At 68.3% G+C, this 26,846-nt stretch carries 25 protein-coding genes; 18 read left to right on the top strand and 7 right to left on the bottom strand.

Going from position 1 to position 26,846, the window contains the following annotated elements:
• Positions 1-30 precede the first annotated feature (30 nt).
• From pheS to AC3WJT_RS08995, 7 genes are all read left to right on the top strand, one after another.
• Positions 31-1,143 carry a phenylalanine--tRNA ligase subunit alpha gene (pheS, locus tag AC3WJT_RS09025; protein ID WP_492342775.1) on the top strand — a complete coding sequence of 371 codons (1,113 nt, stop codon included), beginning with the start codon at positions 31-33 and terminating at the stop codon, positions 1,141-1,143.
• Positions 1,143-1,532, top strand: coding sequence for a hypothetical protein (locus AC3WJT_RS09020; protein ID WP_492342774.1), 390 nt, complete (start codon positions 1,143-1,145; stop codon positions 1,530-1,532). Before pheS ends, AC3WJT_RS09020 begins: the two co-directional genes overlap by 1 nt.
• Positions 1,529-3,928 carry a phenylalanine--tRNA ligase subunit beta gene (pheT, locus tag AC3WJT_RS09015; protein ID WP_492342773.1) on the top strand — a complete coding sequence of 800 codons (2,400 nt, stop codon included), beginning with the start codon at positions 1,529-1,531 and terminating at the stop codon, positions 3,926-3,928. Before AC3WJT_RS09020 ends, pheT begins: the two co-directional genes overlap by 4 nt.
• Positions 3,929-3,994: 66 nt before the next feature.
• The gene (locus AC3WJT_RS09010; RefSeq protein ID WP_492342772.1) at positions 3,995-4,126 is read left to right on the top strand and encodes a hypothetical protein; all 132 of its coding nucleotides are present in this window, start codon (positions 3,995-3,997) and stop codon (positions 4,124-4,126) included.
• Positions 4,127-4,231: 105 nt separating this feature from the next.
• Positions 4,232-4,519 carry a hypothetical protein gene (locus AC3WJT_RS09005; protein ID WP_492342771.1) on the top strand — a complete coding sequence of 96 codons (288 nt, stop codon included), beginning with the start codon at positions 4,232-4,234 and terminating at the stop codon, positions 4,517-4,519.
• A complete protein-coding gene (locus AC3WJT_RS09000) occupies positions 4,516-4,797 on the top strand; it encodes an ACT domain-containing protein (RefSeq protein WP_492342770.1) in 282 nt (93 codons plus the stop codon). Before AC3WJT_RS09005 ends, AC3WJT_RS09000 begins: the two co-directional genes overlap by 4 nt.
• A gap of 22 nt (positions 4,798-4,819) precedes the next feature.
• Complete coding sequence (locus tag AC3WJT_RS08995; RefSeq protein WP_492342769.1) at positions 4,820-5,356, top strand: TIGR00645 family protein; 537 nt, start codon at positions 4,820-4,822, stop codon at positions 5,354-5,356.
• A 90-nt stretch (positions 5,357-5,446) separates the two neighbouring features.
• Here the strand turns inward: AC3WJT_RS08995 and AC3WJT_RS08990 are convergent, their stop codons facing one another.
• From AC3WJT_RS08990 to AC3WJT_RS08980, 3 genes are all read right to left on the bottom strand, one after another.
• Positions 5,447-6,028: a DUF1134 domain-containing protein gene (locus AC3WJT_RS08990; protein ID WP_492342768.1), complete on the bottom strand. Its 582-nt coding sequence runs from the start codon at positions 6,026-6,028 to the stop codon at positions 5,447-5,449.
• A gap of 83 nt (positions 6,029-6,111) precedes the next feature.
• Complete coding sequence (locus tag AC3WJT_RS08985) at positions 6,112-9,213, bottom strand: efflux RND transporter permease subunit (protein ID WP_492342767.1); 3,102 nt, start codon at positions 9,211-9,213, stop codon at positions 6,112-6,114.
• Between the two features lie 6 nt (positions 9,214-9,219).
• Entirely contained in the window at positions 9,220-10,266 is a 1,047-nt protein-coding gene (locus AC3WJT_RS08980) for an efflux RND transporter periplasmic adaptor subunit (RefSeq protein ID WP_492342766.1), read from the bottom strand.
• A gap of 205 nt (positions 10,267-10,471) precedes the next feature.
• On the opposite strand from AC3WJT_RS08980, the gene lepA reads away from it, so the two are divergent.
• The 5 genes from lepA to AC3WJT_RS08955 all read left to right on the top strand — a co-directional run bounded on the left by lepA (position 10,472) and on the right by AC3WJT_RS08955 (position 15,856).
• A complete protein-coding gene (gene lepA / locus AC3WJT_RS08975; RefSeq protein WP_492342765.1) occupies positions 10,472-12,277 on the top strand; it encodes a translation elongation factor 4 in 1,806 nt (601 codons plus the stop codon).
• 213 nt (positions 12,278-12,490) lie between these two features.
• Positions 12,491-12,898: a VOC family protein gene (locus AC3WJT_RS08970; protein WP_492342764.1), complete on the top strand. Its 408-nt coding sequence runs from the start codon at positions 12,491-12,493 to the stop codon at positions 12,896-12,898.
• A gap of 52 nt (positions 12,899-12,950) precedes the next feature.
• Complete coding sequence (dcm, locus tag AC3WJT_RS08965; RefSeq protein ID WP_492342763.1) at positions 12,951-14,183, top strand: DNA (cytosine-5-)-methyltransferase; 1,233 nt, start codon at positions 12,951-12,953, stop codon at positions 14,181-14,183.
• Positions 14,176-14,652, top strand: coding sequence for a very short patch repair endonuclease (locus tag AC3WJT_RS08960; RefSeq protein WP_492342762.1), 477 nt, complete (start codon positions 14,176-14,178; stop codon positions 14,650-14,652). The genes dcm and AC3WJT_RS08960 overlap by 8 nt, the downstream gene beginning before the upstream one ends.
• Entirely contained in the window at positions 14,630-15,856 is a 1,227-nt protein-coding gene (locus tag AC3WJT_RS08955) for a type II restriction endonuclease (protein ID WP_492342761.1), read from the top strand. The genes AC3WJT_RS08960 and AC3WJT_RS08955 overlap by 23 nt, the downstream gene beginning before the upstream one ends.
• A 171-nt stretch (positions 15,857-16,027) precedes the next feature.
• Here AC3WJT_RS08955 and AC3WJT_RS08950 read toward each other — a convergent pair whose 3' ends face one another.
• A complete protein-coding gene (locus tag AC3WJT_RS08950; protein WP_492342760.1) occupies positions 16,028-16,978 on the bottom strand; it encodes an HNH endonuclease in 951 nt (316 codons plus the stop codon).
• A 271-nt stretch (positions 16,979-17,249) separates the two neighbouring features.
• Between AC3WJT_RS08950 and AC3WJT_RS08945 the strand changes: the two genes are divergently transcribed.
• The 3 genes from AC3WJT_RS08945 to clpB all read left to right on the top strand — a co-directional run bounded on the left by AC3WJT_RS08945 (position 17,250) and on the right by clpB (position 23,104).
• Complete coding sequence (locus AC3WJT_RS08945; RefSeq protein WP_492342759.1) at positions 17,250-19,484, top strand: arylsulfatase; 2,235 nt, start codon at positions 17,250-17,252, stop codon at positions 19,482-19,484.
• 121 nt (positions 19,485-19,605) lie between these two features.
• Positions 19,606-20,304: a DUF4893 domain-containing protein gene (locus AC3WJT_RS08940; protein ID WP_492342758.1), complete on the top strand. Its 699-nt coding sequence runs from the start codon at positions 19,606-19,608 to the stop codon at positions 20,302-20,304.
• A 217-nt stretch (positions 20,305-20,521) separates the two neighbouring features.
• Positions 20,522-23,104: an ATP-dependent chaperone ClpB gene (gene clpB / locus AC3WJT_RS08935; protein WP_492342757.1), complete on the top strand. Its 2,583-nt coding sequence runs from the start codon at positions 20,522-20,524 to the stop codon at positions 23,102-23,104.
• 166 nt (positions 23,105-23,270) lie between these two features.
• On the opposite strand, the gene AC3WJT_RS08930 is transcribed toward clpB, so the two are convergent.
• Complete coding sequence (locus AC3WJT_RS08930; protein ID WP_492342756.1) at positions 23,271-23,519, bottom strand: hypothetical protein; 249 nt, start codon at positions 23,517-23,519, stop codon at positions 23,271-23,273.
• A 159-nt stretch (positions 23,520-23,678) separates the two neighbouring features.
• Here AC3WJT_RS08930 and AC3WJT_RS08925 point away from each other — a divergent pair, with 159 nt between their 5' ends.
• Positions 23,679-24,665, top strand: a complete 987-nt coding sequence (locus tag AC3WJT_RS08925; RefSeq protein ID WP_492342755.1) for an alpha/beta fold hydrolase — start codon at positions 23,679-23,681, stop codon at positions 24,663-24,665.
• On the opposite strand, the gene AC3WJT_RS08920 is transcribed toward AC3WJT_RS08925, so the two are convergent.
• On the bottom strand, positions 24,662-25,189 hold the full coding sequence (locus AC3WJT_RS08920) for a GNAT family N-acetyltransferase (protein WP_492342754.1): 528 nt from the start codon (positions 25,187-25,189) through the stop codon (positions 24,662-24,664). The two genes, AC3WJT_RS08925 and AC3WJT_RS08920, sit on opposite strands and share 4 nt — an antisense overlap.
• Before the next feature lie 130 nt (positions 25,190-25,319).
• Between AC3WJT_RS08920 and AC3WJT_RS08915 the strand changes: the two genes are divergently transcribed.
• Together AC3WJT_RS08915 and AC3WJT_RS08910 are read left to right on the top strand one after the other, a co-directional pair.
• Positions 25,320-25,661: a hypothetical protein gene (locus AC3WJT_RS08915; RefSeq protein WP_492342753.1), complete on the top strand. Its 342-nt coding sequence runs from the start codon at positions 25,320-25,322 to the stop codon at positions 25,659-25,661.
• A gap of 190 nt (positions 25,662-25,851) precedes the next feature.
• Positions 25,852-26,061, top strand: coding sequence for a cold-shock protein (locus AC3WJT_RS08910; RefSeq protein WP_488899127.1), 210 nt, complete (start codon positions 25,852-25,854; stop codon positions 26,059-26,061).
• A gap of 87 nt (positions 26,062-26,148) precedes the next feature.
• Here AC3WJT_RS08910 and AC3WJT_RS08905 read toward each other — a convergent pair whose 3' ends face one another.
• The gene (locus tag AC3WJT_RS08905) at positions 26,149-26,838 is read right to left on the bottom strand and encodes a TorF family putative porin (protein ID WP_492342752.1); all 690 of its coding nucleotides are present in this window, start codon (positions 26,836-26,838) and stop codon (positions 26,149-26,151) included.
• Positions 26,839-26,846 lie beyond the last annotated feature (8 nt).

The raw sequence follows: 26,846 nt of genomic DNA, 5'->3' as shown, positions 1-26,846 counted from the left end.
CCCCTTTGGACCGCTAGACCACAGCCGCACATGACCGATCTCACCACACTCGAAGCCGAGCTTTCGGCACAGGTCGCCGCCGCGCCGGATGTCGCCGCGCTGGAGGCCATCCGCGTCGCCGCCCTGGGCAAGTCCGGCTCGATCTCCGGCCTGCTCAAGACCCTGGGCGCGATGAGCCCCGACGAACGCCGCGAGGCCGGGCCGGCGATCAACGGCCTGCGCGACCGCGTCGCCGCCGCCCTGGCCGAACGCAAGGCGGCCCTGGAGGCGGCCGAACTCGACGCGCGACTGGCCGCCGAGACGCTGGACCTCTCCCTGCCCGCCCCCGCCCGCCGCAAGGGCTCGGTGCATCCGACGATGCAGGTGCAGGACGAGATGATCTCGATCTTCGCCGAGATGGGCTTCGCCGTCGCCGAAGGCCCGGACATCGAGACCGACTTCAACAACTTCACCGCCCTGAACTTCCCCGAGAAGCACCCGGCGCGGGAGATGCACGACACCTTCTTCTTCAATCCGGGTCCGGACGGGGAGCGCAAACTGCTGCGCACCCACACCAGCCCGGTGCAGGTGCGCGCCATGCAGCGGACCAACGAGAAGGCGGCCGCGCCGTGGATCGCCACGACCATGGATCCGCCGATCCGCATCGTTGTGCCCGGTCGCACCTATCGCTGCGACAGCGACGCGACCCACACGCCGATGTTCCACCAGATGGAAGGCCTGGTGATCGACAAGGGCATTCACATGGGCCACCTGAAGTGGACCCTCGAGACCTTCATCGCCCGCTTCTTCGAGGTCGAGGGCGTGGTCAGCCGCTTCAGGCCGCACCACTTCCCGTTCACCGAGCCCAGCGCCGAGATGGACATCGGCTGCGACCGCTCGGGCGGAGAGATCAAGATCGGCACCGGCAGCGACTGGCTGGAAATCCTCGGCTGCGGGATGGTGCACCCCAATGTGCTGCGCTTCTGCGGCATCGATCCCGACGTCTACCAGGGCTTCGCCTTCGGCCTCGGGATCGACCGTCTGGGAATGCTGAAATACGGCATGCCGGACCTGCGAGACATGTTCGAAGGCGATACGCGCTGGCTGAGCCACTACGGCTTCTCCGCCTTCGCCGCCCCCAACCCTGCGACAGGACTGAGCTGATGTCGGACGATCAACAAATGCCGTGGACGATCGCCACGGACCTGACGGCCAAGACCTTCAACGGCAAGGCCATGACCCTGTCGGACCTGTACCGCGAGTGCGTACGGGGCGGTCAGACGATCATCGAGGACCGCATCTTCACCAACTGCCGCCTGGAAGGGCCGGCGGTGGTCGCGATCCTCGGCGGGGTCAAGTTCGACACCACCGACTTCGGCTACACCGGCGGCGACATCGGCCGGCTGGTCTGGCGGTCGGCCTCGTCGACCGGCGTGGTCGGCGCCATCCCGTTCCGCAACTGCGTGTTCAGCGGCTGTTCGTTCTTCGCCACGGGGTTCACGGGCCCCGAGTCCTTCCTGCAGCAAATCCTGGCGTTGAAGACCCTCTCATGAAGTTCACCCTCTCCTGGCTGAAGGATCACCTCGACACCGACGCCACGACCGCCCAGGTCGTCACGGCCATGACCATGGCCGGTCTGGAAGTCGAGCATGTGCTGGATCCGGCGACGAAGCTGGCCCCGTTCACCGTGGCGAAGATCGTCGAGGCCGTTCAGCATCCCAACGCCGACCGCCTGCGCGTCTGCCAGGTCGACACCGTCGACGGCCGCAAGGAAATCGTCTGCGGCGCGCCGAACGCCCGCGCGGGCCTGACCACCATCTATGCCCCGATTGGCAGCTATGTGCCGGGCCTGGGCGTCACCCTGGTCGAGAAGCCGGTGCGCGGCGTGGTCTCCAACGGCATGCTCTGCTCGGCCGCCGAGATGGAGACCGCCGAGGAGTCCGACGGCATCCTCGATCTGGACGACAGCCTGACCGTGGGCACGCCTGCCGCCGTGGCGCTGGGTCTGGAAGCGGTGATCGACTTCGAGGTCACGCCCAACCGCCCCGACTGGCTCGGCGTGGCCGGGATCGCCCGCGATCTGTCGGCTGCGGGTCTCGGGACCCTGCGCGACCTGTCCGTCACGCCGGTGCGGGGCAAGTTCCCCTCGCCGATCAGCGTGTCGGTCGACGGCGACGCCTGCCGCGTCTTCTCCGGCCGACTGGTGCGGGGCGTGAAGAACGGCCCCTCCCCCGACTGGCTGCAGGCGCAGCTGAAGGCCATCGGCCTGCGTCCGATCAACACCCTTGTCGATATCACCAACCTGATCAGCTACGACCGCGCCCGCCCGCTGCACGTCTATGATGCGGCCAAGCTGGTGGGGACGTCGGTCGTCGCGCGGCTCGGCCGTCACGGCCTGAACGGCGACGAGCACCTGATCGCGCTGGACGGCAAGACCTACGAACTGACGCCGGACATGAGCGTCATCGCCGACGCCGACGGCGAGCGCCCGGTGGGCCTCGGCGGCGTCATGGGCGGGGAGTCCACGGGCTGCTCGGACGAGACCACCGACGTCTTCATCGAGAGCGCCTGGTTCGACCCGATCCGCACGGCCCAGACCGGCCGGACGACCGGCATCACCTCCGACGCCCAGTACCGCTTCGCCCGCGGCGTCGACACCGGCTTCGTGGTCGACGGGCTGGAGCTGGCGACCAGGCTGGTGCTCGAGCTCTGTGGCGGCGAGGCCTCGCAGGTCGTCGTGGCCGGCGAAGCGCCCGCCGCGCCGGCGCCGGTGACCTTCGACCCGGCCTATGTGCAGCAGCTGTCGGGCCTGTCGATCGCGCCGGAGAAGACCCGCGAGATCCTCGAGAAGCTCGGCTTCGCGATCGAGGCCTCGGGCGCCGCCTGGACCGTCACCCCGCCGACCTGGCGCCGGGACGTCGAAGGCAAGGCCGACCTGGTCGAGGAAGTCGCGCGCATCGCCGGCTACGACGCCCTGCCCGCCACGCCGCTGCCCGAGACGCCCCGCGCCGCGAGCGGCGTGCTGACCGCCCGCCAGGGCCGCGCCCGCACCGCCCGGCGCGCGCTGGCGGCGGCCGGCTACAACGAGCTGCTGACCTGGTCCTTCACCCGCAACGCCATCGCCCGGATGTTCGGCGGCGGCGCGGACGAACTGGTGCTGGCCAATCCGATGTCGGCCGATATCGACACCATGCGGCCCTCGGTGCTGCCCGGCCTGATCGAGGCGGCCGGCCGCAACGCCCGTCGCGGCTTCGCCGACGCGGCGCTGTTCGAGGTCGGCCCGATCTTCGGCGGCGACCGTCCGCAGGACCAGCGGCTGGCCGTGGCGGCGATCCTCGCCCCGCATGCGCCACGCCGCTGGGACAAGCGTCCGCAGGACGACCTGTTCACCGTCAAGGCCGACCTGCTGGCGCTGCTGGAGGAGATGGGCGCGCCCGTCGCCTCGCTGCAGACCGCTCAAGGGTCCGCCGCCTCCTGGTGGCATCCCGGCCGCTCGGCCCGGCTGCAGCTCGGTCCCAAGGCGGTGATCGCCGAGTTCGGCGAGCTGCACCCGGCCGTGCTCAAGGCGCTGGATGTCGATGGACCGGTCTACGGCTTCGAGATCTGGGTCGAGGCGATCCCCGAGCCGAAGAGGAAGGGCAAGACGCGGCCCGCCGCCGACCTGCCGTCCCTGATGCCGCTCAGCCGCGACTTCGCCTTCCTGGTGGATGCGGCCAGGCCCGCGGGCGAACTCGCGAAAGCCGTGGCCGGCGCCGACAAGGCGCTGATCACCGGCGCCCGCGTGTTCGACGTCTACCAGGGCGCCGGCGTGCCCGAGGGCCAGAAGTCGGTCGCCGTCGAGGTGTCGATCCAGCCCCGCGAAGCGACCCTCGCCGACGCCGACATCGGCGCCCTCTCGGCGAAGATCGTGGCGGCGGCGGAAAAGGCCGGCGGGCGGTTGCGTTCCTGAACTCTCCTCCCCTCGTAGAGGGGAGGATTTGACGCGCCATGCTTCACGCCCTATCCCTCCCCGCACATGAGCAACCGCCTCACCACCGCTGACGCCGCCAACGCCCCGACCCGGGCGATGACGGCCTGCGCGCTCATGACCATGACCACCAAAATTATGACCGATCCGTCCGGACCGGAGCTTTGCCGCGCGACCTGACCTTCGCCGGCAGATCGCAAGATCAAAAAGCCCCGCTCCGGAAACGGCAGCGGGGTTTTTTGTTGTGCGGTCGGCCGGCTTCAAACCCAGCCAAGGACCACCACCATGCCTCTCTCAAGCTCACTCGACCTTTCTGATCATCCCGACGCCCGCCATGTGCTGCGGTTCACCGCCGACGACGTGGCCCAGGCGCTGGACGCCGCACGGCTGACCCTCGCGGCCAGTTCGGCGGAGGTCTGCACCCTGTCCATCAGCACCGTCGGCCGGCTTGTCGAGGGGGTGCTGCGCGTGCGCCGACTCGACGAGGCCGGCGCCGTCCGCCTCGCTGATCGGCTGGCCGAACGGCCCGGCGTGCAGTCCTCGCGCGTCGAGCATCAGTGGGGGCGGTCATGAGCCACGACGGCAAACGGCGGCTGTTCCTGCTGAGGGCGCCGGACGAGCCGGACGCGCTGGTGCGGGTTCTGAACGTCGTCACCCTGCTGCAGGCGCGGCTGACGCGGATCGAGGCCGAGCCGGTCGGCGGCGGGCTGTCCATCCGGCTGGAGATCGAGGACGCCGGCGAGGACCGGGCCGAGGCGCTGGCCCGCCGACTGGAAGCCTGCCCGTCCGTCCGGCGGTTGGCGTTCGGCTGGCAGGGCGGCCTTGCTCCCGCCACCGGTCCGGGCCACTAGAAGGACCAGACCGGAGAGACCCATGAGCCAGAAACCCGCCCTCGAGACCTTCCTCGAAAAAGGCCTGTTCGCGTCGCGCTGGCTGATGGCGCCGATGTATGTCGGCCTGATCGTCGCGCTGCTCGGCCTGGTGGTGATCTTCTTCCAGGAGCTGATCCATGTGATCCCGACCATCGTGTCGGGCAATGCCCACGCCGAGGACGCGATCCTGCTGGCGCTGTCGCTGATCGACCTGTCGCTGGCCGGCAACCTAGTGCTGATCGTGATCTTCTCGGGCTACGAGAACTTCGTCAGCAAGCTGGACATCGGCGAGACCGTGGACCGGCCGTCCTGGATGGGCACGGTCGACTTCTCGGGCCTGAAGATGAAGCTGGTGGCCTCGATCGTCGCCATCTCCGCCATCGCCCTGTTGAAGGCCTTCCTCGAAGCCAGCGAAAGCGCCGACGCGATCGACGCGACCAAGATGCTGTGGCTGGTGATCATCCACCTGACGTTCGTCGCGTCCGGGGTGCTGCTGGCGCTGATGGACTGGATCGCCAGCCTGACCGACAAGCACTGAGCCGATCGGGGACATGTACCCCAGGTACGTGTCCCTTAAACCGTGGCGGCTCGATTAGGGGACACGTACCTCCGGTACATGTCCCCGCTGTCAGAATGGCAGGATGTTGCGTTTGCGGCTGTAGGCCAGGTAGCCCATGTTGGCGCCCAGCCGCACGCCGACGCCCGCACGGATCGGGGCCAGGGTGATGCCGTCGGCGCGCTGATAGTTCACGCCCAGGCCCGCGATCATGTAGGCTGAGCCTTCGACGCCCGGGAAGCGGCGGTAGATCATGTCCGGGTAGTGCAGATTGTAGCAGAGGGTGAAGACCCGGCTGGCGTTGCCGCCTACGTCGAAGCCGATCGACGGCCCCTGCCAGAACACTTCCTGGGTCGGCTGTTCCTTCATGTACATCAGGCCGCGGCCGTAGCGGGCGCCGACCGAGATCGCGCCCGAGGCCTCCTGGCCGGCGATGTAGGCCGTCGGGCGGCCGTTCTGCTTGAAGATGCGTTCGATCGCCGCGCCGGCCGCCTCGGCGGTCACGCCGAGGAAGTCGGAGGTGGCGTTGACGATCTCGTCGGCGCTGTAGGTGCGGGGACCGTCAGCCGGGTCCGTGGCCTGGGCCAGGCTGTTGGTCGCCACGCCGCTCACGCCCGCGGCGAGACCGGAGAGGATCAGGGTGCGGCGGTCCATGGGAGTCACTCCGAGTCGCTTGGAAGCCCTGACAGGGTCCCATTCCAATACGTCCGGTTTGCGGCGCGAAGGTTATCGCAAGGTTAATCCGCCGCCCCGCCCAGGCTCGTCGCCGCCGGTGTTCCCGGCGTCGGGCTGAGCACCATCTGGCCGGCGAACATCCGCTTCAGCCGGCGATGCCCCCAGCCGCGGATATCGTCGATGATCGTGAAGATCGCCGGGATGTAGAGCAGCGACAGCAGGGTCGAGGTGATCAGGCCGCCGACCACGGACACGGCCATCGGCTGACGGAACTCGACGTCCGCGCCCCAGCCCAGGGCCACCGGCGCCATACCCGCGCCCATCGCCACCGTGGTCATCAGGATCGGCCGCGCCCGCTTGTGGGCGGCGTCCATCAGGGCCTCGTTCCGGCTCATCCCGCCCTTGATCGCCTCCAGCGCATACTCGACCAGCAGGATCGAGTTCTTCGCCGCGATCCCCATCAGCATCAGGATGCCGATCAGGGAGGAGATCGAGAAGGTGCTGCCCATGATCAGCAGGCCGACGAACGCCCCGCCGATGGCCAGCGGAAGCGCCGCCATGATGGTGATCGGGTGGGTGAAGCTTTTGAACAGCAGCGCCAGCACCGCGTACATCAGGATCAGGCCCGTGCCGAAGGCCCCGGCGAAGCCGACGACCATCTCCACCAGGAACTCGGCGTCCCCGGTCATGCCCTGTTTGACGCCCTCGGGCAGGTTCTTGACCGAGGGCAGGCGGCCGACCGCGATGGAGGCCTCGCCGCTGGTGATGCCGTTCAGTTCGGCGGTGATCGTCGCGACGCGCGAGCGGTCGAGGCGGTTCACCTGGGAAGGGCCGGCGCCGTAGCTGATCTCGGCGACGGCGCTGAGCGGCACCACGCCGCCACGGGCGGTGGGCACGCGCAGGTTCTCGATCACCGAGAGCTCCTGGCGGGCTTCCTCGCTGAGCTTCAGCCGGATCGGCACCTGGCGGTCGCCCAGATTGTACTTGGGCAGCAGCTGGTCGATGTCGCCGATCGTGGCGACGCGGATCGCCTGAGACAGCACGCCGGCCGACACGCCGAGACGCGCGGCCTCGTCGGCCTTGGGCGTGATCAGGATCTCCGGCCGCGCGATGGCGGCGGTGTTGACCACGTTGGCCAGGCCCTCGACGCCGCGCATCTCGCGCTCGATCGCTTGGGCGGCGGCCATCAGCTTGCCGCCGTCGTCGCTCTGGATCGAGTAGGAGAAGACGCTGCCGTCCGTCGGACCGCCGCCGAGCTGCGAAGGCACGCCGATGCGGGCGCCCGGCACGGCCTCGAAGAAGTCGACCATCTCGCGCACGAACTGCTTCTGCGTCACGTCGCGCTTGCTCTTGTGGACCAGTTCCGCGGTGACCGTCGCGGTGTTCACGTCATTGCCGCCGATCGAGGCGTAGACGTTGGTCACTTCCGGGCGCGCGCGCAGGTCGCGGGTCACCCGGGCGACCACTTCGTCGGTCTGCTCAAGGGTCGAGCCCGGCGGCAGTTCGACGGAGAAGGCCGCGCGGCCGATGTCGACCGACGGCTGGACCTCGACGGGAACCAGCGGCGTGACCATGGCGGTGAGGATGAAGACCACCACGCCCATGCCGAACACCTTCCAGCGGTTGGCCAGGGCCCAGCCCAGCCAGCGCAGGTAGCTGGTCATCCAGGGCGGATCCTTGTCGTCGTGCGGCTTGTGCTTGAGCAGGTAGGCGGCCATCAGCGGCGTCAGCATCCGCGCCACGACCAGCGAGAACAGCACCGAGACGCAGGCGGCCAGGGCGAAAGCCTTGAAGAACTGGCCGATGATGCCGGGCATGAACCCGACCGGCGCGAACACCGCCACGATGGTCGCGGTGGTGGCGACGACAGCCAGGCCGATCTCGTCCGAGGCCTCGATGGCGGAGGGGTACGGCGCCTTGCCGCCCCGCATGTGCCGGACGATGTTCTCGATCTCGACGATGGCGTCGTCGACCAGGATGCCGATGGTCAGGCTGAGCGCCAGCAGGGTGATCATGTTGAGCGACTGGCCCAGCGGCTCGAGCACCGCGAAGGTCGGGATCAGCGACAACGGCATGGCCACCGCCGCGATCAGGGTCGCGCGCCAGTCTCGCAGAAACAGCCAGACCACGATCACGGCCAGCAGGGCGCCCAGGCCGACCGCTTCCAGCGAGGCGATGTAGCTCTCCTCGGCGAACTCGACGGTGGCGTTGATCTGCTCGATCGTCAGCTCGGGGTGGGCCGCGTCGATCTTCGCGATCGCCTCACGGACCCGCTCGGCGGTCTTGACCTCGCTGGCATCGCGCGAGCGCAGGAAGTTGAAGGTGATGACCTCCTTGCCGTCGTAGCGGGCGCGGGCCCGGGGTTCGGTCCAGTTGTCCTCGATCCGGCCGAGGTCGCCCAGCCGGACGCTGCCGCCGGCCACCGGCACGCGCATGTCGGCCAGTTCCTGGATTGAGCCGGCTGAACCCAGGGTTCGGATCGAGCGCTCGGTGCCGTTGACCGTCACCCGTCCGCCGGGGAGGTCGTTGTTCACATTGACCAGCGCCTGGCTGACCGTCGCGGCGGTGACGCCCAGCGAGGCCAGGCGGTCAGGGTCCAGGTCGATGCGGATCTCGCGATCCACCCCGCCCAGCCGGTTGACCTCGCCGACGCCGGGGATCGCCAGCAGGGCACGGCTGGCCTCGTTGTCGACGAACCAGGACATCTGTTCCGGCGTCATCGTGTCGGACCGCACGACCCAGGTGATCAGCGGGTCGCCGGTGATGTCGATGCGCTGGACGATCGGTTCCTGCATGTCCTGCGGCAGGCTGCCCATCAGGCCGCTCATCGCGTTGCGGACGTCGTTGGTGGCCTTCTCGACCTCGGTGGACAGCTCGAACTCGATGACCGTCACCGAGACGCCGTCGGTCACCGTCGACCGCATGTGCCGCACGCCGCTGAGACCGGCGACCTTGTCCTCGATCAGCCGGGTGACCTGGGTCTCCATCTCCGTCGGCGCGGCGCCGGGCCGGCTGGCGTTGACGTAGATGAGCGGAAAATCGATGTCGGGGTTGTTGTTGATCCGCATGGCGTTGAAGCCGGCGGCGCCGGCCAACGTCAGCATGATGAACAGCATGATGACCGGGATCGGATTCCTGATCGACCAGGACGAGATGTTGCGCATGGCGGTCTACTTCGCCACGACGCGGACGTGGTCGCCGTCGGCGAGGAAGCCCGCGCCCTTGGCCACGATCTGCTCGCCGGCGTTCACGCCGCTTTCCACCTCGACCATGTCCTTCGTCCGCGAGCCGATGACGATCGGCCGGAAGCGGACCACCGCCTTGGGGCCCATCACGAAGACGCCCGGCTTGTTGTCGCGATAGACGACGGCGACCGAGGGGACGGTCACGGCCGGCTGGTCGCCGACATTGATGACGCCGCGGGCGAACATGCCCGGCCGGAAACCGCCGGCGGAGGACAGGGCGATGCGGGCGATGCCGACGCGGCTGGACGCATCGACCTCGGGCGTCACGATGCGCACCGATCCGGGAACCTCGCCGAGCTGGTCGGAGATCACCGTCGCGGGCATGCCGGCGCGGACCTGGGCCAGCACCGTCTCGGGCACCTCGGCGTTCAGCTCCAGCCGTCCGTCGCGGACGATGCGGAAAAGCTCGGTCCCGGGGGCGACGATCTGGCCCTGCACGACCTTGCGCGAGGCGACCAGACCGGCGACCGGCGCGCGGACGATGGCCTGGCCGAGCCGCGTGCGGATCTCCGAGAGGCCCGCCTCGGCGGCGGCGACCTGGGCGGCGGCCGTGGCCTGGCTGGCGGTGGCGGTGTCGAGGCCGGCCTGCGAGAGGTAGCCGCGCTCCTTCAGCTCGCGCGCACGGCCGAGCGCCGCCTGGGCCTGGGCCAGGGTGGCGCGGGCCGCCGCGACGCTGGCCTCCTGCTGGCGCACCTGGGCGCGCAGCAGGTCGTCGTTCATCTGCAGCAGCGGCTGGCCCTGACGGACCCAGACGCCTTCATCGACCAGCACGCGGACGGCGGTCAGGCCGCCGGTCTCGGCGCCGACGACGACCTCGTTCCAGGCGACGATATTGCCGCTCGCGGTCACGCGGCGGGCCATGCTGACCACGCTTACCGCCTGGACCGTCACGGTCTGGCTGGCGAGGGCGCCCTTGGGCTCCTCCTTGGGCTTGCCGCAGGCCGCGACCGCCAGCAGAACGAGTGCAAGCATCGCCATCGGCCGGACGCGCCGGTCAGTTCCGTGTCTCACTGTGCTCGTCCCCTGCAGGCATGCATCCATGCGCCCGGCGGCGCGCCGCGGGCGTGAGACCGTATCTAGGCGCAAAGCCCCTCTTCGCAAGTGCGAAATGGCCGCATTCGGCCCCCGCGGCGCCCCGGCCCTCGCCTTGACGGCGCAATGTGCTAGACGGGCGCGCATGACGACGCCTCTTTCCCGCATCCGCAATTTTTCAATCGTGGCCCATATCGACCACGGCAAGTCGACGCTGTCGGACCGGCTGATCCAGGAGACCGGCGGCCTGACCGCGCGCGAGATGACCGCCCAGGTGCTCGACTCGATGGAGATCGAGAAGGAACGCGGCATCACCATCAAGGCGCAGACCGTGCGGCTGGACTACAAGGCCGACGACGGCGAGACCTATGTCCTGAACCTGATGGACACGCCGGGCCACGTCGACTTCGCCTACGAGGTCAGCCGCAGCCTCGCCGCCTGCGAGGGTTCGATCCTGGTCGTGGACGCCAGCCAGGGCGTCGAGGCCCAGACCCTGGCCAACGTCTATTCGGCGATCGACAACAACCACGAGATCGTGCCGGTCCTGAACAAGATCGACCTGCCGGCCGCCGAGCCCGAGCGGGTGCGCGCGCAGATCGAGGACGTCATCGGCCTGGACGCCAGCGACGCGGTCCTCTGCAGCGCCAAGAGCGGCGTCGGCATCCATGACGTGCTGGAAGCCATCGTCACCCGCCTGCCCGCGCCCAAGGGCGACCCGGACGCGCCGCTGAAGGCCCTCCTCGTGGACGCCTGGTACGACGCCTACCTCGGCGTCGTGGTGCTGGTGCGGATCTTCGACGGCACCCTGCGCGCCGGCCAGAAGATCAAGATGATGCAGCACGGCTCGGTCCACCTCGTGGACCGCGTCGGCGTGTTCAAGCCCAAGAACACCCCGGTCGAGAGCCTCGGCCCCGGCGAGATCGGCTTCATCACCGCCCAGATCAAGGAAGTGGCCGACGCCGCCGTCGGCGACACCATCACCGACGAGAGGAAGGGCACCGCCGTCGCCCTGCCCGGCTTCAAGGACGTGCAGCCGGTGGTGTTCTGCGGCCTGTTCCCGGTCGACGCCGCCGACTTCGAGGACCTGCGCGCCGCCGTCGGCCGCCTGCGCCTGAACGACGGCAGCTTCACCTACGAGATGGAGTCCAGCGCCGCGCTCGGCTTCGGCTTCCGCTGCGGCTTCCTCGGCCTGCTGCATCTGGAGATCATCCAGGAGCGCCTCAGCCGCGAGTTCGACCTCGACCTGATCGCGACTGCCCCCTCGGTGGTCTACAAGATCAACCTGCGCAGCGGCGACCACGTCGACCTGCACAACCCCGCCGACATGCCCGACCCGATGGCCATCGAGAGCATCGAGGAGCCATGGATCAAGGCGACCATCTTCACGCCGGACGAGTACCTCGGCGGGGTGATCAAGCTGTGCCAGGACCGCCGCGGCCAGCAGCGCGAGCTCAGCTACGTCGGCAACCGCGCCATGCTGATCTACGACCTGCCCCTCAACGAGGTGGTGTTCGACTTCTACGACCGGCTGAAGTCGATCTCGAAGGGCTACGCCAGTTTCGACTACCAGATCGAGGACTACCGCGCCGGCGACCTGGTCAAGATGTCGATCCTCGTCAACGCCGAGCCCGTCGACGCCCTCTCGATGCTGGTCCACCGCGACCGCGCCGAGAGCCGCGGCCGGGGCATGGTCGAGAAGATGAAGGACCTGATCCCGCAGCACATGTTCGTCATCCCGATCCAGGCAGCCATCGGCGGCAGGATCATCGCGCGCGAAACCGTGCGCGCCCTGCGCAAGGACGTGACGGCCAAGTGCTACGGCGGCGACGCGTCGCGGAAGCGCAAGCTGCTCGACAAGCAGAAGGCCGGCAAGAAGCGCATGCGCCAGTTCGGGAAGGTCGAGATCCCGCAGGAAGCGTTCATTGCGGCGCTGAAGATGGACGATAACTGACCCTGACTTCCTTCTCCCAGAGGGAGAAGGAGGGGCCCACGCCAAAGGCGTGGGAGGTTGAGGGGTTAAGGTCGATCGAGGGCATGCGGCCGACGCCGTAACGCCCTCACCCTCCCGTCGCTTCGCAACGGGCCCCTCCCTCTCCCGATGGGAGAGGGTTTTCTCCGGCAACGCCGCCCCCTACCCTCTCCGCAAAAGAGGGGAACCCAGACCATGGCCAACAACCCGGGCGCCTACGTCGGCGCGGTCGGCATCGGCGTCAGCGACCTGAAGCGCTCCGGCGACTTCTACGAGCGGGTGCTGGGCATGAAGGTGCTGCAGACCTTCAAGCTGCCGCACATGGACGAGATCGTGCTCGGCTTCGAAGGCCGCGGCTCGGCCATCGTGCTGATGCACTGGACCGACGGCAGCCCGCGAAACTACGCCGACCTGCCGATCAAGATCGTGCTGTACGTCCCGGACCCTGTCGCCGCGGCCGACGCCATCCGCGCCGAGGGCCTGGAGATCGTGCGGGAGCCCACCCCGATCCCGTCGCTGGGCGGAGCGGTGGTGGGCTTCGCCAAGGACCCGGACGGGTATCTGGTGGAGTTGCTGCAGCGGCCTGAACCGAAGCCGAAATAGCCGCGCCTGTTCTCGACTTGTTCTCCTGAAGTCGGTCGGGCAATATGCGACCATGCTGGTCAGCGACTCGGAGACTCAGGTGTCGGAAAATGCGATCCTTGCGAAGCGCGCCGGGCAGCCTGGCGTAGACAGGCTCGTCGGCCTTGGCGTGCTTGATGATCCGGCGCCGGTGCAGCCGAAACTTGAGGTCATCAGGGGCGGCGCGCAGCCAGAAGGTGACTTCACCTTCATCGACCTGTTCGCAGGCATCGGCGGACTGCGTCGGGGCTTTGAGTCCATCGGCGGTCGCTGCGTCTTCACCAGTGAGTGGGACAAGTACAGCCAGAAGACCTACCGGGCGAATTTCCCCGACGACGATCACGAGATCAACGGCGACATCACGAAGATCGAGGCTGCCGACATCCCGGCCCACGACGTGCTGCTGGCCGGTTTCCCGTGCCAGCCCTTCTCGATTGCAGGCGTGTCCAAGAAGAACTCGCTGAACCGTCCACACGGTTTCGAGGACAAGACCCAGGGCACGCTGTTCTACGACGTCGCCCGGATCATTCGGCACCATCGGCCGGCGGCATTTCTGCTGGAAAACGTCCGCAACCTGCTCAGCCATGACAAGGGCCGTACGTTCGAGACCATCAAGGACGTTCTCGAGAACGACCTCGGCTATACGATTGACTATCGGGTGATCGACGGGCGTTCCTGGGTGCCGCAACACCGGGAGCGCATCTTCATCGTCGGCCTGCGTGACGAAAGCGGCTTCCAGTTCGACAAGATGACGCTTCCGGACAAGTCCACTGCACCGAAGCTTCGTTCGATCCTGCATCCGGAGAACGGTGACGAGGCGCCCGATCAGCGGTTCGTCGGGTCCGAGGTCGGTGACAACATCGGCAAGGTGAACCCCAGATACACCCTGACCAACCATCTCTGGACCTACCTCCAGAACTACGCCGCCAAGCACAAGGCTGCGGGGAACGGCTTCGGTTTCGGCCTGGTCGGGCCCGATGACGTCGCCCGCACCCTGTCGGCCCGCTACTACAAGGACGGCTCGGAAATCCTGATCAAGCAGGGTGACGGCGTCCCGCGCCGCCTGACACCCCGCGAGTGTGCTCGCCTGATGGGCTTCGATGACCCACAAGGATCCAGTTTCGTGATCCCGGTCTCCGACACCCAGGCCTATCGCCAGTTCGGAAATTCCGTTGTGGTGCCGGCCGTGAAAGCCGTGGCCGAGCACATGAAGCCGCACATTCTGAAAGCGGTTCGCAAACAGAAGCCGAAGACTGCCGTTGGCTGACATCGTCGATCCGGCCACGCGCAGCCGGATGATGTCAGGCATCCGGGGCAAGAACACCAAGCCCGAAATGATGATCCGTCGGGGGTTGCATGCCCGTGGCTTCCGCTATCGCCTGCACTGCAAGCTACCGGGCAAGCCGGATATCTGCCTGCCGAAGTATCGGGCGGTGGTCTTCGTCCACGGCTGCTTCTGGCACGGCCACGACTGTCACCTGTTCAAATGGCCGTCCACCAGGCCCGAGTTTTGGCGGGAAAAGATCGGGCGGAACCGGGCAGTCGATGAGCGAGCGCTTGTCGCTCTCCGCACGGACGGGTGGCGTACGGCCAGAGTCTGGGAATGCGCTCTCAAGGGCAAGCACCGCATTCCGGCGGACATGACCCTTGATTGCCTAGCAAGATGGCTCAACTCTGACGCGGTCGACCTGCAAGTCGAAGGGAGTTCCGACATTGCCGGTCTGCAGCCTTCCTGACTGGATTGCCGAGTTCGCCCGGCCGGAGAACGTCTGGTACGTCAAGCGGCTGTCGGGCAACGACACCTTGGCAAACAAGTCTCACCAGGCCGGCCCATACATTCCGAAGGAGCTTCTGTTCAGCGCTCTCCCGATGCTGAATAACCGGGACATATTGAATCCCCGGGTTCGATTGACCGCCTACGTGGATTCCCACCCGGAGGTCCGGCAGGTCACACCGATCTGGTATAATGGCAAGCTCTTCGGCCAGACCCGCAACGAGACCAGGGTCACAGGCTGGGGAGGCGCTGCGTCCGCACTGCTGGATCCTGACTCAACCGGCGCTCTCGCAGCATTTGTGTTCGTGAACGGAGCAACCGACGCCGGAACATCCAGCCTCCACATCTGGGTTTGCGAAGGCTACCAGGACGAGCTCATCGAAGATCAGGTCGGCCCTGTCGACCCAGGGCGCTCGGTCATCTGGCGCCCCGGCATTCCCGTTGATCTCTTCTCTCAAAAGCCAGCGACGAGCAGTTGCCGCCTTACCAGAGACCAGTTGCCTGAAAGCTGGCTTCACAAGTTTCCAACAGCATCAGAAATCGTTCGCAAGACGGTCGAACTCCGACCTCTTCAAAGCGAAACGCCGGATGCACGACTGGTGCGTCGCCGTGACTGCGAGTTCGAACTGTTCAAATCTGTTGAGGAAGCAGCGGAAGGCCCCCGCATTGCGCGGGGATTCTCATCAATCGACGAGTTCGTCACGCTGGCCCTGTCCGTCCTGCAAAGGCGAAAGTCGAGATCCGGGAGATCGCTCGAACTGCATACGCGCGAGATTTTCCTGGAGGAGGGCCTAATCGAGGGCGCCCAGTTCAGCCATAGCCCTGTCTCCGAGGGCGAAAAGCGCCCGGATTTCCTGTTTCCGTCCCAGGCGGCATACAGGGACCGCTCGATCCCGGACTCACAGCTCCGAATGTTGGGAGCCAAGACGACCTTGAAGGATCGCTGGCGACAAATTCTCAACGAAGCCGATCGAATTCCCCGGAAGCACCTTCTGACTCTTCAAGAGGGTGTTTCCGAGAACCAGTTCGCGGAAATGCAGGCTGCTGGAGTGCAGCTGGTCGTTCCATCGAGTTTGGTCGAGAGCTATCCCAACCCTGTTCGTGAGCACCTCACGACACTCGAACAGTTCATCGCGGAAGTACGCCTGCTTCCCGGAGGCTCGTAGCCACCCCTCCCCCTGACGCCTTGATGGCCAGCTTGCTCCGGCAGTCGGCCTGGTCAAGGACGGGCCCGGCGGGCCCGCCGCTGCGCGGCCGCCGGAGGCGGTCCTTGACGAGGCCGGCTGTCCGGAGCGGATCATTCCATCAAGGGCTTCAGGGTGAAATCCGTCCGGAGGTCACCGGATCAACACCCAGCGCCGGTGCCAGCCCAGATGCCCCGCCTGCGCCGGCGTGAACGGGCCCACGCACCGGGCGGCGAGCCCCTCCAGTCCCATGGCCGCCAGGTCCGCGGCGGCCAGCGCCGGGGAGACCAGCACATCGCCGTCGTCGCCGAAGCTGATCAGGCCGCGGTCGAACAGGCGGTCGACGTCGGGGGTCAGCATCAGGCCGTTGGCGCCGTCGAGCCGCTGGGCCGCCGTTTCGCAGCTGCGCCAGGGGCGGATGTGGCTGGCGATCAGCAGCCAGGGGTTGGTCACGCCGGTGACGCGGCAGCGCGGTTCGAGCGCCAGCACGCGCTCGCGGAAGATCCCCTGCCCCCGGCGGGCGGTGACCAGCTGCTGCTTCTGCGTGGCGGTCAGGTCGGGCTGCGCCAGCACGGCGGCGGCGATGGCGTCGTCGATCGCTTCGCGCTGGTCGGCGAGGGTCAGCCCTTGCGTGTCGGCGGCCGTGAGGGCCGCGAGGTCGATGCGGGCGCCCCGCAGCACGCGGCGGAAGGCGGCCTCGCCGATCTCGCTGAGGTAGGCCTTCTGTTCGCCGCGCCCCAGCCGGTTCAGCGGCGAATGGCGGGCCGGCAGCAGCGGGGCGAGGTCCGGGAACAGCGGGGCGACGGCGACCGGCGGATCGACCGGCGCCCAGAGCACCGGCAGGCGCCAGCCGTCCTCGCCGAACGGGGCGTCCGCCTGGCCGAAGCCGGCGGGCCGGGGCGCGGTGAAGGCGTGGTCGGCGACCTTGCCCACCGCCCCGATGACGCCGCCCGCATAGGAGAGGATCAGGTCGCCCGGCGCGGCGATCCGCAGGGTCTCGCGCGTGGCGTTGCGCGGCCGGCCCTCGCCGCGCGCCGCCCAGAGGAAGCGGCCGGCGATCTCCTCGCGCGCGGTCCGGCGATGACTGACCCACCAGTAGCGCATGGAGGGGCTCCTGCAGGCGGGAACTATATCTTCGGTTGTATTTCGGGCGCCAGTGCCGAGTGTCGCCGTCCGTCAATCCTCCCCAGCCTGGTTGGGGAGGGGGACCGCTCGAAGAGCGGTGGAGGGGGGCAAGAGCACCGACTCCCCTCCGCCATGCTCCGTATGGTCCCCCTCCCCACGTTGTGGGGAGGATCATGACTGGATGTTACCCACTGGTATGGCCCCCTGCCCCCGCCTATCCTTCCGGCAAAACGCTGCAGGGAAACGCGCCATGACCACCGGACCCGTCATCGGCAAGACGATCGCCGACTCCACGCCGTTCTGGCCGGAGCGGGCCAGGGCGCCCAAGGGCTCGCCGAACATCCTGGTGGTGCTGTTCGACGATGTCGGGTTCAGCGATTTCGGCTGTTACGGCTCGCCGATCGAGACGCCGACCATCGACCGGCTGGCGGAGGAGGGGCTGCGCTACACGGGTTTCCACACCACCGCGATGTGCTCGACCACGCGGGCGGCGCTGATGACCGGGCGCAATCACCACAGCGTCGGGATGGGCTGTCTGGCCAACTTCGACAGCGGCTTTCCCGGCTATCGCGGCAAGATCGCGCGCGAGGCCGGCATGCTGCCGGAGATGCTCAAGGGGCACGGCTACCGGAACTACATGGTCGGCAAGTGGCATGTGACGCCGCTGACCGAGAGCGGGGCGACCGGGCCGTTCGATGGCTGGCCGCTGGGGCGCGGGTTCGACCGGTTTTACGGCTTCCTCGACGCCGAGACCGACCAGTATTCGCCCGAGCTGGTGCGGGACAACACGCCGGTCGCCGCGCCGGGCACGTTCGAGACCGGCTATCACCTGACCGAAGACCTCGTGGACCAGGCGATCCGCTACATCGCCGACCACACCGCCGATGCGCCGGAGACGCCGTGGCTGACCTGGCTGGCGCTGGGCGCCTGTCACGCGCCGCATCAGGTGTCGAAGGACATCATCGAAAAATACGATGCTGTATTTTCTGACGGCTGGGACGTCGAGCGCGAGCGGCGGCTGGCGCGGCAGAAGGCGCTGGGCATCGTGCCGGCCGACACGGCGATGCCGCCGCGTAACGACCATGTGAAGGCCTGGGACGAGCATACGCCGGACGAGCAGCGGCTGTTCACCCGGCTGCAGGCGGCGTTCGCCGGGATGCTGGACCATGCTGACCAGCATCTGGCGCGGCTGGTCGGATTCCTCGAGGACGCGGGGCTGCGCGAGGACACCCTGATCCTGGTGCTGTCCGACAACGGGGCCAGCCAGGAGGGCGGGCCGCTGGGCATGATCAACGCCATGGGCCCCTACAACGGCAAGCCCGAGCCGATGGAGGAGAAGATCGCCCGGATCGACGACATCGGCGGGCCGGACACGCACAGCAACTTCCCGCTGGGCTGGGCGATGGCGTCGAACACGCCGCTGCGGCGGTACAAGCAGAACACCCACGGCGGCGGGATCCGCGATCCGCTGGTGATCAGCTGGCCGACGGGGATCCCGGCGCGGGGCGAGCTGCGCGGGCAGTTCACCCACGCCAGCGACGTGGCGCCGACGCTGCTGGAGCTGCTGGGCCTGACGCCGCCGGCCGTGATCGCGGGCGTGGCGCAGACGCCGCTGGAGGGGACCAGCTTCAGGGCCTCGCTGTTCGACAGCGCAGCGCCGGCCAAGGCCGGGCCGCAGCATTTCGAGATGTTCGGCCACCGCGGGATCTGGAAGGACGGCTGGAAGGCTGTGGCCTATCACCCGCCGGGCCGGCCGTTCGACGCCGACCAGTGGGAGCTCTACCACCTGGACAAGGACTTCTCCGAAACGCGCGATCTGGCGACCGAGCAGCCGGCGAAGCTGGAGGAGATGGTCGCCCTGTGGTGGACCCAGGCGGAGAAGCACCAGGTGCTGCCGCTCGATGATCGCTTCGCCGAGCGGTTCGCGGTCAACGCCAAACGCTTCCACGGCGCGCGCAAGAAGTTCGTGTTCCACCGGGGCATGGGTCACGTGCCGACCGACGTGGCGCCTGACATCCGCAGCCGCAGCTATTTCATCGAGGCCGAGGCGCGGCTGGCGGCGGGCGACGAGGGCGTGCTGATCGCCCACGGCGACATGACCTGCGGCTATTCGCTGTTCGTGCGGGACGGGCGGCTGGTGCACGACATGAACATCGGCGGCAGGCATGTGACCCTGACCAGCGACCGGCCGGTCGAGCCGGGCCACCGGCGTCTCGGCGTGGCCGTGCGGCCGGGTCCTGGCGGGCGGCGGGTGGTGCTGATGATCGACGGCGCGCCGGCCGGCGAACTGACCACGCCGCTGGGCTTCTACAACTTCATCAGCTGGTCGGGCCTCGACATCGGCCTCGACCGCGGCAGCCCGGTGGCCGACTACCCCGCCCCGTTCAGCTTCACCGGCCTGCTGAAAAAGGTCACCGTGACCATGGACGACGACCAGGACCTCGACGGCCAGGGCGTGGGGGATGCGGAGATGGCGCGGCAGTGATCCCGGGGACACGTACCGCAGGTACGTGTCCCCTAAAGTCGCGGGTCTCGATTGGGGGACACGTACCTGCGGTACATGTCCCCTACTGGACGGAACCGGCGCGGTGCGCGACGGTTCACCCATGATCACACGCGCCCTCCTCCTCTCCGCCGCCGCCCTCGCACTCGTCGCCTGTTCGCAGGAGCCGGCGCAGGAAACGTCCGGGCCGGCCGTCACCCCGCCGCCGGTGGTCGCGCCCGCTGAGACGCCTGCGCCGGCGCCCGATGCCGGCGAACAGGGCGGAACCGACCAGTGGCGGACCGTCGCCAACGCCGAGGACCAGGGCCGGATCGACCGGCTGGCCGACGCCTGGTCTACGGCCCTGCGCGAGGCCGACGCCGAGCATGGCGCGGTGATCGACGCCCTGGGCATGCTGGCCGTGCCCTCCGCCGGCCTGACCGGCAACCTGCAGCCCGGCCCGGGCAAGTACCGCTGCCGCACGATCAAGATCGGCGCGCTGGGCGAGGGCAACCTGACCTATGTCGCCTACGGCTGGTTCACCTGCAGCATCGAGCTGACGCCCGGCGGCGACCTGATCCTGACCAAGACGACCGGCAGCCAGCGCACGCGCGGCCTGCTCTATCCGGACAGCGACAAGCGGCTGGTGTTCATCGGCGCCCAGGCCTGGGGGGCGGACGAGACCGAGTATCCCGCCTACGGCCAGCGCGCCGAGCGCGACCAGGTCGGCGTATTCGAACGCGTCGGGACCGACCGCTGGCGGCTGGTGCTGCCCTGGCCCAAGCAGGAGTCCAAGCTCGAGATCCTCGAGCTGAAGAAGTAGGGACGTTGCGTCCTTCGAGACGCGATCCCGAGGGATCGCTCCTCAGGATGACGTGCATTTGTGCCACCCCTGTTCGTCATGGTGAGGCGCGAGGCGTCAGCCGAGCGTCTCGAACCACGCACACCCCTTGTGTGTCCCAGGGGCCACACCTACATCGGGGTGGTCCGGTTGTGCTTGATCAAGGCGACCGGTCGCAATCCGCCGTAACGGGGACAGCATGAACATCGATCTCTATTCCGACCGCGCCAAACAGGCGATCCAGTCCGCGCAGTCGCTGGCGCTCGCGCGCCGTCACCAGCACCTGACGCCCGAACACATTCTGAAGGTCCTGCTCGAGGAACGGGACGGCCTCAGCCGCGCCCTGATCCAGAGCGCCGGCGGCCGGCCCGACGCCGTCGACACCGCCGTCGAGGCCTTGCTGGCGCGCATGCCCAAGGTCGAGGGCGGCTCCGGCCAGCTCTACCTGAAGCCCGAGTCCGCCCGGGTGTTCGCCCGCGCCGAAGAGGACGCGAAGAAGGCCGGCGACGCCTTCGTGACCACCGAGCGGCTGCTGATCGCCCTGGCCGCCGAGGGCGGCGAGGCCGGCAAGGCGCTGAAGGACGCCGGCGCGTCCGAAAAGTCGCTGGAGGCGGCCGCCGCCGACGTGCGCAAGGGCCGCACCGCCGACAGCGCCAGCGCCGAGGAGGGCTATGACGCCCTCAAGCGCTACGCCCGCGACCTGACCCAAGCCGCCCGCGACGACAAGCTGGACCCGGTGATCGGCCGCGACGAGGAGATCCGCCGCACGATCCAGGTGTTGAGCCGCCGGACCAAGAACAACCCCGTGCTGATCGGCGAGCCCGGCGTCGGCAAGACCGCCATCGTCGAGGGCCTGGCGCTGCGTATCGTCAACGGCGACGTGCCCGAGAGCCTTAAGGACAAGAAGCTGCTGTCGCTCGACATGGGCAGCCTGATCGCCGGCGCGAAGTACCGCGGCGAGTTCGAGGAGCGGCTGAAGGCCGTGCTCGGCGAGGTCACCGCGGCCGAAGGCTCGATCATCCTGTTCATCGACGAGATGCACACTCTGGTCGGCGCCGGGAAGGGCGACGGGGCGATGGACGCCTCGAACCTGCTCAAGCCCGCCCTCGCCCGCGGCGAACTGCACTGCGTCGGCGCGACCACGCTGGATGAGTACCGCAAGCATGTGGAGAAGGACGCCGCCCTGGCCCGTCGCTTCCAGCCCGTGTTCGTCGGCGAGCCGACGGTCGAGGACACCGTCTCGATCCTGCGCGGCCTGAAGGAGAAGTACGAGCTGCACCACGGGGTGCGGATCAGCGACAGCGCCATCGTCGCGGCGGCCACGCTGAGCAACCGCTACATCGCCGACCGGTTCCTGCCCGACAAGGCCATCGACCTGATGGACGAGGCCGCCAGCCGCGTGCGGATGGCCGTCGACTCGAAGCCCGAGGAGCTGGACGAGATCGACCGCCGGCTGGTCATGCTGAAGATCGAGCGCGAGGCCCTGAAGAAGGAAACCGACGCCGCCAGCAAGCAGCGGCTGGAGGCCATCGAGGACGAGATCGACGAACTGCAGGTCGAGTCCGACGAGATGACCGCCCGCTGGAAGGCCGAGAAGGACAAGGTCGGCAGCGCCGCCCAGGTGCGCGAGGCGCTCGAGCGGCTGCGCGCCGAACTGGCCGCCGCCCAGCGTCGCGGCGACCTGCAGCGCGCGTCCGAGATCGCCTATGGCGAAATCCCGCAGATCGAGAAGCGCCTGGCCGAAGAAGACGGCAAGGCCGCCGAAAACCCGCTGTCCCCCGAGGTCGTCGACGCCGAGCAGATCGCCGCCGTCGTCAGCCGCTGGACCGGCGTGCCCGTCGACAAGATGCTCGAGGGCGAGCGCGAGAAGCTGCTGAAGATGGAGGACGCCCTGCGCGGCCGCGTGGTCGGTCAGGAAGAGGCGCTGGTCGCCGTGTCCGACGCTGTCCGCCGCGCCCGCGCCGGCCTGCAGGATCCCGGCAAGCCGATCGGCAGCTTCCTGTTCCTGGGCCCGACGGGCGTGGGCAAGACCGAGCTGACCAAAGCGCTGGCCGAATTCATGTTCGACAACGAGAGCGCGATCACCCGCCTCGACATGAGCGAATACATGGAGAAGCACAGCGTCAGCCGGATGATCGGCGCGCCCCCGGGCTATGTCGGCTACGACGAGGGCGGCGCCCTGACCGAGGCCGTGCGCCGCCGGCCCTATCAGGTGATCCTGTTCGACGAGGTCGAGAAGGCCCACCCGGACGTGTTCAACATCCTGCTGCAGGTGCTCGACGACGGGCGGCTGACTGACGGCCAGGGCCGGACCGTCGACTTCCGCAACACCATGATCATCCTGACCAGCAACATGGGTTCGGAGTTCCTGGCGGCGCTGGAGGACGGCGACGATGTCGAGGCCGTGCGCCCGCAGGTGATGGACGTCGTGCGCCGCAGCTTCCGTCCCGAGTTCCTCAACCGCCTGGACGAGATCATCCTGTTCAAGCGTCTGGGTCGCGGCGAGATGGGCTCGATCGTCAAGATCCAGCTGGAGCGGGTCGAAAAGCTGCTGGCCGACCGCCGGATGAGCATCGCCCTCGACGCCGGCGCCCTGCACTGGCTGGGCGAGCGCGGCTACGACCCCGTCTACGGGGCCCGGCCGCTCAAGCGGGTGATCCAGAAGGAACTGATGGACCCGATCGCACGGAAACTGCTGGCCGGGGATATGGCGGACGGCAGCGTCATCGAGGTGTCAGCCGATGCGGACGGGCTGGTGATCGGGAAGGCGCGGGTTCACTAGTCTTCCTTCTCCCCTTGCGGGAGAAGGTGGCCCGCGCAGCGGGTCGGATGAGGGGTTTCGCGGGCTTGCGGGCTTGCGGACCCCTTTTTCGCGTTTGCAGGATGGGTGAGACCCCTCATCCGTCAGGCTTCGCCTGACACCTTCTCCCGCAAGGGGAGAAGGACGATCACCCGTCCTCGAACGGCGGCGGCAGTCTGCCCGCCTTGAACAGGATCGTCGGCGTCTCGTCGAAGTCGCCCATTTCCATGTCGCCGGTGGCGCTGAAGGCGACGACGCCGAGGCGCAGGGGGGCGAGGCGTTCGGCGCGGCGGACGGCTTCCTCGGCGGTCTTGCAGACCACGGCCTGTTCCGACTTCAGGGCCTTGCCGCGGCCGGCGATGAAGGCCTGGACGAGGTGAACGGTCTGGACGGCCATGGGGAGCTCCGGCGCGCGGACGCCCGGTGCGGCTGCGGCCTGCGGGCTAACACAGGCGGCCGAGTCGTCCCTCATCACGTCGGCGGGTCTTGACCCCAATATAGTGACACATAGAGTGCCATTACATTCCCGGAGCCGTGCGGACCCATGACAGAGCTGATGACCACTGCCGGCGGCGTCGCCTTCCTGCGCACGCCCGACGAGGCCTTCGCCGGCCTGGACGGGTACGACTTCACGCCCCGCTATCTGACGGTCGAGGGCCTGCGGCTGCACTATGTCGACGAAGGCCCCCGCGACGGGCCCGTGGCGCTGCTGATGCACGGCATGCCCACCTGGAGCTATCTGAACCGGCACATCATCAAGGCGCTGACCGCCGCGGGCTGGCGCTGCATCGCCGCCGACCACATCGGCTTCGGGCGGTCGGACAAGCCGGTCGATGACGGCTGGTACTCGATTGCCCGGCACACGGCGGCGCACCGGCTGCTGATCGAGACCCTCGACCCGACGGGCGTGACGCTGTTCGCCCAGGACTGGGGCGGGCCGATCGGCCTGGCCCAGGCGGCGCGCATGCCCGGGCGGTTCAGCCGGCTGGTGATCATGAACACCTGGCTGCACCACGCGGCCTATGACTACACCCCGGCCCTGCACCGCTGGAACGCGGCCTGGCAGCCGGACGGGCTGTTCGGGGCCAGCGTGCCCGAGCGACTGACCATCGGCCGGTTCATGATGGTTCCGCTGGGCGCCATGGGCGCGCGGGATCTGTACGCCATTGCGCAGGGCGAGCCCGCGCCGGCCCTCACCGCCGCACAGGAGGCGGTACGGAGAGGTTACGATGCGCCGTTCGAGGGCCTGGGCCGCGCCGGTCATGCCGGGCCAAGGCGCTTTCCGCTCAGCCTGCCGTTCGACAATCCAGAGGGCGGCAACGCAGAGGCCCAGGCGAGAGACTTCGCGGCGCTGCTGACCTGGGACAAGCCGGTGAACTTCATCTGGGGTGGTCTGGACGACGTGTTCACCGAGGCCTGGGGTCGCGCCTGGGCGGCCCGCTATCCGCAGGCGACGTTCGATCTGCTGCCCGACGCCGGCCACTTCCCGCAGGAGACCCACGGCGCGGAGATCGCCCGGCTCGTGCTCGGCTATACGTCCTAGAGCCGCTTGCCCATCCGCAGCAGCGGCACCGGGGCGCCGCCACGGTCGTCCGTGAGTTGTTCGAGGACCGTGTAGCCGCAGGCCTCGTAGAGCGGCTGGCCCGCCAGGGTGCCGGCCAGTTCGACGCGGGCGAACCCGGCGTCGCGCGCCGCCGTTTCGCACAGCGACAGGATCAGGCGGCCGACGCCGCGTCGGGCGAAGTCCGGATGGGTGTACATCGCCCGCACGCGCGCCGCGTCCATCGCCGGGTTCAGGCCATGCGCGTCACGGCCGGGGCTGTGGTCGCCGCCGTAGAGGGTGGCCCGGGCGCTCCAGCCGCCGCAGCCGGCGATAACGCCGTCCGCCTCGACCAGGAAGTAGGTCCCGTCGGCGATCAGCTGGCTGTCCAGACCCATGAGCTTGCGCGAGGCGGCGATCTGCTCCGGCGTCAGGAACGGCTGCTGCAGGACGCCGATGGCCAGGTCCATCAGGGCGGTCAGCGCCGGCATGTCCGCCGGGGTGGCGAGGCGGTGGGTCAGGGTCATGGCGGCAGCCTAGCAAAGGCCTGTGTGACATTCCGTCCCCAATTTCACCCGATCCGTGTTATACAGTCTCTCCTTGCGCGCGAATGGCGTGCCGGCCGCCTCCGATTTCTGGCGGCAGATTGGAGACTCCATGATCGAGGAAGGCTTCGTGCGGATGTATGCGCACGACTTCGCCGCGCTGGCGGCCCGGGCTGAAGGCGGCTCGGACGTCGAGGCCCTCGTGCGCAAGCGCATCGACGAAGCGCGGTCACATGCCGCCCTGATGGACGCCCGCAAGGGTGAAGGCCACCTGCCCGCCGTCGCCGATCGCGTCGCCCATGAAGCCGAGCGCGAGGACGTGCGCTTTGTCCGCGCGGGCCAGGATGTCCCGGGCGCCCTGGCGCGCCGCAAGGAATTCCTGCTGCAGATCGTGGACCTGTTGCGCTCGCCGCCGGTCGCCGCCGGACGGATTTCAATCGCGGTTCGCGGCTAGCGCGACTCACCCATCTTGCCTGCCCGGCGAAAAAGTGCGACGAAATCGCCGTCGAAATTTCGCTTAGGTTCGGTCGCCATCCACCGCACGTCTTGAAGTCTTGCGCCGGACCTGCTCCTCGATCCTTCCGAATGACCGATGCTACCGCGCTCTTCGGGGCGCAATCAGACTGTTGAAAGAGGTTACATCCATGGCTACCGGAACCGTGAAGTGGTTCAACGCCACCAAGGGCTACGGCTTCATCCAGCCGGACGACGGCGGCGCCGACGTGTTCGTGCACATCTCGGCGGTTGAACGCGCCGGCATGCGTTCGCTGAACGAAGGCCAGAAGCTGAGCTACGAACTCGAGCGCGACCAGCGCTCGGGCAAGACCTCGGCGGGCCAGCTGCAAGCCTCCTAAGGGCTTGAAGCACCAAAGGTTGACGGGCCGGTCTCCTGACGGAGGCCGGCCCGTTTTCTTTGCGCGCTCCCCCGCGGGGGAAGATCATCAGAACGCCAGCGAGATCCCGCCCACGACCGAGGACTCCGAGCCGGGCCCGTCGCTGTCGGCATAGGTCACGCTGAGGCTGACCGGGCCGATGTCCTTCGCCAGGCCCAGCTGCCAGTCCATCTTGCCGTCGGCGAAGGCGCCGTCCTCATGGCCGATCTGGGCGCTGAGGCTGACCGGCCAGTGCTCGGGCGCATAGTCGCCGCCCAGAAACAGATAGAGATTGTCGTCGCCGCCGAGGTTGTCCTGGCTGGGCGCATAGCTGACGCCGAGCGTGGTGGTGAAGTCGCCAACGGTGCGCGCGGCGGAAACCGGAATTTCCAGATAGTCCAGATCGTCGCCGTCCGGGTAGCTGTAGTAGATGAGCCCGACATCCCAGTCCCAGCCGCCGGCCGAAAAGGTGCGGCCCGCCGACAGGTCGATCTCGATCAGGGCGCCGTCGCCGTCCGCCCCAATGCCGACTTCCTCGATCTCGGAGCCCCAGACGCCCGCGTAGAAGCCTTTCGGGGCCTCCAGCGTCAGCCCGCCCTGGATCGCCAGGTCGCCGCCCGACAGCGAGTAGCCCCGGTACTGGTAGTCCGAGACGACGCCGATCTCGCCGGACAGTTTCCAGGTGTCGTCCTCGGCCTGCGCCGCGCCGACCGTCGCCAGCGACACGCAGGTCGCCAGCAAGATGATGGATCGCTTCATGGTCGTCT

This window comes from Caulobacter sp. FW305-C-30-S16 (genome assembly GCF_058783025.1).
Note: the sequence above shows the minus strand (reverse complement) of the source record. Positions and strands in the feature narration are given on the sequence as shown.

What these genes read in the sequence shown, in the direction of transcription:
- pheS (WP_492342775.1), top strand. Translation starts at nt 31, where the DNA reads ATGACCGATCTCACCACACTCGAAGCCGAGCTTTCGGCACAGGTCGCC.
- AC3WJT_RS09020 (WP_492342774.1), top strand. Translation starts at nt 1,143, where the DNA reads ATGTCGGACGATCAACAAATGCCGTGGACGATCGCCACGGACCTGACG.
- pheT (WP_492342773.1), top strand. Translation starts at nt 1,529, where the DNA reads ATGAAGTTCACCCTCTCCTGGCTGAAGGATCACCTCGACACCGACGCC.
- AC3WJT_RS09010 (WP_492342772.1), top strand. Translation starts at nt 3,995, where the DNA reads ATGAGCAACCGCCTCACCACCGCTGACGCCGCCAACGCCCCGACCCGG.
- AC3WJT_RS09005 (WP_492342771.1), top strand. Translation starts at nt 4,232, where the DNA reads ATGCCTCTCTCAAGCTCACTCGACCTTTCTGATCATCCCGACGCCCGC.
- AC3WJT_RS09000 (WP_492342770.1), top strand. Translation starts at nt 4,516, where the DNA reads ATGAGCCACGACGGCAAACGGCGGCTGTTCCTGCTGAGGGCGCCGGAC.
- AC3WJT_RS08995 (WP_492342769.1), top strand. Translation starts at nt 4,820, where the DNA reads ATGAGCCAGAAACCCGCCCTCGAGACCTTCCTCGAAAAAGGCCTGTTC.
- AC3WJT_RS08990 (WP_492342768.1), bottom strand. Translation starts at nt 6,028, where the DNA reads ATGGACCGCCGCACCCTGATCCTCTCCGGTCTCGCCGCGGGCGTGAGC.
- AC3WJT_RS08985 (WP_492342767.1), bottom strand. Translation starts at nt 9,213, where the DNA reads ATGCGCAACATCTCGTCCTGGTCGATCAGGAATCCGATCCCGGTCATC.
- AC3WJT_RS08980 (WP_492342766.1), bottom strand. Translation starts at nt 10,266, where the DNA reads ATGCTTGCACTCGTTCTGCTGGCGGTCGCGGCCTGCGGCAAGCCCAAG.
- lepA (WP_492342765.1), top strand. Translation starts at nt 10,472, where the DNA reads ATGACGACGCCTCTTTCCCGCATCCGCAATTTTTCAATCGTGGCCCAT.
- AC3WJT_RS08970 (WP_492342764.1), top strand. Translation starts at nt 12,491, where the DNA reads ATGGCCAACAACCCGGGCGCCTACGTCGGCGCGGTCGGCATCGGCGTC.
- dcm (WP_492342763.1), top strand. Translation starts at nt 12,951, where the DNA reads ATGCTGGTCAGCGACTCGGAGACTCAGGTGTCGGAAAATGCGATCCTT.
- AC3WJT_RS08950 (WP_492342760.1), bottom strand. Translation starts at nt 16,978, where the DNA reads ATGCGCTACTGGTGGGTCAGTCATCGCCGGACCGCGCGCGAGGAGATC.
- AC3WJT_RS08945 (WP_492342759.1), top strand. Translation starts at nt 17,250, where the DNA reads ATGACCACCGGACCCGTCATCGGCAAGACGATCGCCGACTCCACGCCG.
- AC3WJT_RS08940 (WP_492342758.1), top strand. Translation starts at nt 19,606, where the DNA reads ATGATCACACGCGCCCTCCTCCTCTCCGCCGCCGCCCTCGCACTCGTC.
- clpB (WP_492342757.1), top strand. Translation starts at nt 20,522, where the DNA reads ATGAACATCGATCTCTATTCCGACCGCGCCAAACAGGCGATCCAGTCC.
- AC3WJT_RS08930 (WP_492342756.1), bottom strand. Translation starts at nt 23,519, where the DNA reads ATGGCCGTCCAGACCGTTCACCTCGTCCAGGCCTTCATCGCCGGCCGC.
- AC3WJT_RS08925 (WP_492342755.1), top strand. Translation starts at nt 23,679, where the DNA reads ATGACCACTGCCGGCGGCGTCGCCTTCCTGCGCACGCCCGACGAGGCC.
- AC3WJT_RS08920 (WP_492342754.1), bottom strand. Translation starts at nt 25,189, where the DNA reads ATGACCCTGACCCACCGCCTCGCCACCCCGGCGGACATGCCGGCGCTG.
- AC3WJT_RS08915 (WP_492342753.1), top strand. Translation starts at nt 25,320, where the DNA reads ATGATCGAGGAAGGCTTCGTGCGGATGTATGCGCACGACTTCGCCGCG.
- AC3WJT_RS08910 (WP_488899127.1), top strand. Translation starts at nt 25,852, where the DNA reads ATGGCTACCGGAACCGTGAAGTGGTTCAACGCCACCAAGGGCTACGGC.
- AC3WJT_RS08905 (WP_492342752.1), bottom strand. Translation starts at nt 26,838, where the DNA reads ATGAAGCGATCCATCATCTTGCTGGCGACCTGCGTGTCGCTGGCGACG.